Annotated in this window: 3 protein-coding genes; 2 read left to right on the top strand and 1 reads right to left on the bottom strand. The window is 69.2% G+C overall.

Annotated features, from left to right (window positions below):
* On the top strand, positions 1-831 hold an 831-nt coding region (locus G6022_RS05225), incomplete at its 5' end, for an ArsA family ATPase (protein WP_182691116.1).
* 142 nt (positions 832-973) lie between these two features.
* On the opposite strand, the gene G6022_RS05220 is transcribed toward G6022_RS05225, so the two are convergent.
* Positions 974-1,351 carry a WhiB family transcriptional regulator gene (locus G6022_RS05220; RefSeq protein ID WP_170114850.1) on the bottom strand — a complete coding sequence of 126 codons (378 nt, stop codon included), beginning with the start codon at positions 1,349-1,351 and terminating at the stop codon, positions 974-976.
* A gap of 270 nt (positions 1,352-1,621) precedes the next feature.
* On the opposite strand from G6022_RS05220, the gene G6022_RS05215 reads away from it, so the two are divergent.
* A partial coding sequence (locus G6022_RS05215) for a transglycosylase domain-containing protein (protein ID WP_182691118.1) occupies positions 1,622-3,039 on the top strand: 1,418 nt, incomplete at its 3' end.

Here is a 3,039-nt window from a genome sequence, read left to right as displayed (position 1 = left end):
GACATGCGTCGCACGTTCGACGAGCTGGTCACCGCCAACACCACGCCCGAGAAGGCGCAGTCCATCCTGGACAACCACTTCTACAAGACCATGGTCACCTCCTTCGCCGGCACGCAGGAGTACATGGCCATGGAGAAGCTGGGCCAGTTGCTCGACGACTCGACGTGGGACCTCGTCGTCGTCGACACCCCTCCCTCCCGCAACGCCCTCGACTTCCTCGACGCCCCGCGCCGACTGGGCGCGTTCATGGACAGCCGTCTCATGCGGGTGTTCGCGGCGCCCGGTCGCGGGGTCGGCCGGTTGATGACCGGCGCCATGAGCACGGCGATGCGGGGGGTCTCGGCCGTCGTCGGCTCGTCCATGCTCAAGGACGCCTCCGAGATGGTCGTGGCGCTGGACTCCACGTTCGGTGGATTCGCCACCCGGGCCTCGCGCACCCAGGCGATCCTGCGCCGCAAGGGCACCGAGTTCCTGGTGGTCTCGTCCGCGGAACGTCCCGCCCTGCGCGAGGCCGCGTTCTTCGCCGAGCGGCTCTCGGAGGAGGAGATGCCGCTCGCGGGGGTCGTGATCAACCGCACCCACCCCCGACTGACCGACCTCACGGCCGAGCAGGCGTGTGCCGCGGCCGACCGGTTGGCGGGGAACCCGGAGGCCGAGGCGGTGCTGCGGATCCACGCCGACCGGGCCGGCACGGCCAAGCAGGAGGTCCGCCTGCTGGAGTCGTTCACCGACACCCATCCGGACGTGCGGATCGTGGGCGTGCCGTCGTTGCCGTTCGAGATCTCCAACCTGGAGGCCCTGCGCTCGGTCGGCGACCAGCTCTGCGGGTGACCAGCTGTCCCGGCGACCAGCTCTGCGGGTGACCAGAGCGGCCGGACGGTCATCCGGGTGACCGGACCCGGTGATACGACGCGACCCGCGGCGGGAGCCGCGGGTCGCGTCGGTGTCGGGGTACGGGGCCGATCAGGTGACGTCAGTAGATGACGGTGTGCCGCTCGATCTGCTGGGCGAAGAAGTCGGCCCAGGACCGTACCTCGGGATGCTGCTTGAGCAGAGCGCGGCGCTGACGCTCGGTCATCCCGCCCCAGACCCCGAACTCGACGCGGTTGTCCAACGCGTCGGCCCGGCACTGCAGGAGGACCGGGCAGTGGCGACAGATGGAGGCCGCCTTGCGCTGCGCGGCGCCGCGGACGAAGAGCTCGTCCGGGTCGATGTCCTTACACCGGGCCTGGGCGACCCATTCCTGGCGCCCCTCCCCGATGATCGTCTCCTCGGACCCGAGGGGATTGCTTGAACCGGGGCGGACCCCGGCGTCGTCGGTGCGGGAGGTCCCGGGAAGGGTGGCCGTCATCGATGTACCCCTGTCTGTGTGGAGTCGCGGACGGGTTGCCGTACACGCCTCCGGCCTTCTGGACCCACCCGGCGCGGCGGGCCCACGGTGTCCACGGGAGCCTCTCGGCCGTGAGTGCCGTCGGACCACGACATCATCCGGGTTCGAAACGTCCCGCGTTCCCTCATATTGTTACCGTAGTCACACAACAGAAGTAAAGAGTCGTGTGCTGCGGACGCCTCACGGGGTGGCGGGACAGGGGTGTTCACGTACTCTGGCCCCGTGTCGGCTATGAGTTCGCTGGGAAAGCTGGTCGCGGCCTGTGTCGCGGCCGGGGTGGTGGCGGCCGGGTCCTTGTTCCCGATCGCCGGGGCGGCGGGGCTGGCCTCCAACAAGATGGCGGACTCGCTGTCCGGGACCTCGGCGGACCTGATCAAGGGCGATCTCCCGTCGATCTCCACGGTCACCGACTCCGAGGGGACGCCCATCGCCTGGTTGTACGACCAGCAGCGGGTGGTGGTCCCGAGCGAGGAGATCTCGCAGAACATGAAGCTGGCGATCATCGCGATCGAGGACCGCCGGTTCGCCGACCACAACGGTGTGGACTGGCGGGGCACGATCCGCGCGGCGCTCACCAACGCCACGTCCGGGGACGTGCAGCAGGGCGCCTCGACCATCGACCAGCAGCTGGTCAAGAACTACCAGTTCCTCGTCTCCGCGGAGAACGACGCGGAACGCCGCGCGGCCGTGGAGACCACCCCGGCGCGCAAGATCAAAGAGATCAGGATGGCGCTCACGCTGGACAGCGAGATGAGCAAGGACGACATCCTCAGCAAGTACCTCAACCTGATCTCGTTCGGCAACGGGTCGTTCGGGGTCCAGACCGCGGCCCAGACCTACTTCGGCGTCGACGCCTCGGACCTCTCCGTGCCGCAGTCCGCCATGCTCGCGGGGATGATCCAGTCCACCAGCATGTTCAACCCGTACACCAACCCCGAGGACACCAAGAACCGCCGCGACACCGTCATCGACACCATGGTCCAGACCGGCGCGATCACGCCGGCCGAGGGCGCGGCCTACGCGGCCGAACCCCTCGGTGTGTTGGAGCGCCCCAACTCGCTTCCCCGTGGCTGCATCACCGCCGGTGACCGCGGGTTCTTCTGCGACTACGTGCTGGACTACCTGGACCAGAACGGCCTGAGCCGGGAGATGGTCCAGGAGGGCGGGTACACCATCCGCACCACCCTCGACCCGACCGTCCACGACTCGGTGCAGCGGTCGCTCAACACCTACGGCAATCCGACGGGCCAGGGCGTGGCCGAGGTCATGAGCGTCGTGCGCCCCGGCCGGGAGTCCCACAAGGTCGTGGCGATCGCCTCGAGCCGCCAGTACGGCCTCGAACTGGGCGACAGCCAGACCGTCCAGCCGCAGCCGTTCTCGCTGGTCGGCGACGGCGGGGGGTCGGTGTTCAAGGTCTTCACGGTGGCCGCGGCCATGGAGAAGGGCATGGGCACCAACACCAGTCTGGCCGTCCCCCGCCGCGTCCAGGTCTCGGGCCTGGGCTCCGGCGGCGCGCGCGGGTGCCCGCCCGCCCAGTACTGCGTGGAGAACGCCGGGTCGTACCCGAGTTCCCTGTCCGTCGCGGACGCGCTCGCGCAGTCGCCCAACACGACCTTCATCAACCTCATCAAGGACGTCGGGGTCGCCCC

This window comes from Dietzia sp. Cai40, from assembly GCF_014145165.1.
Taxonomy (GTDB): Bacteria; Actinomycetota; Actinomycetes; order Mycobacteriales; family Mycobacteriaceae; genus Dietzia; species Dietzia natronolimnaea.
This window is presented reverse-complemented; position numbering and strand designations above follow the sequence as displayed.

Coding starts and splice junctions, on each gene's coding strand:
- G6022_RS05220 (WP_170114850.1), bottom strand. CDS start 1,351: ATGACGGCCACCCTTCCCGGGACCTCCCGCACCGACGACGCCGGGGTC.